We start from the raw sequence: 246 nt of genomic DNA, 5'->3' as shown, positions 1-246 counted from the left end.
AAGTTATCCCTTGCGAAATACAATAGACAAGATTGCGTACTGGTTCTACGTATTTTTAACAAATTAAATTTACTTGATTTTGCTGTTGTTAGGAGTCAATTAACGGGGCTTGAACTTCATAGAATGGGCGGTTCAGTCGCTTCATTTGTTAACCTTTATCTGCCCTTACTTCACCGAAGTGGTTATGTTGCACCTAATTTAGGAGATCATGGCTTAAGTTTTGATAGTCCTGGAGGGTATGTAATG

1 protein-coding gene is annotated in these 246 nt (G+C 37.8%); it reads left to right on the top strand.

The window, feature by feature from the left end:
* Positions 1–246, top strand: a 246-nt coding sequence (locus AAEY83_RS17655) for a hypothetical protein (protein WP_351061282.1), incomplete at both ends; no start/stop codon positions are given.

Origin of the sequence: Psychrobacter sp. TB20-MNA-CIBAN-0197 (genome assembly GCF_040309765.1) — a bacterium.
GTDB lineage: Bacteria > Pseudomonadota > Gammaproteobacteria > Pseudomonadales > Moraxellaceae > Psychrobacter > Psychrobacter submarinus.
This window is presented reverse-complemented; position numbering and strand designations above follow the sequence as displayed.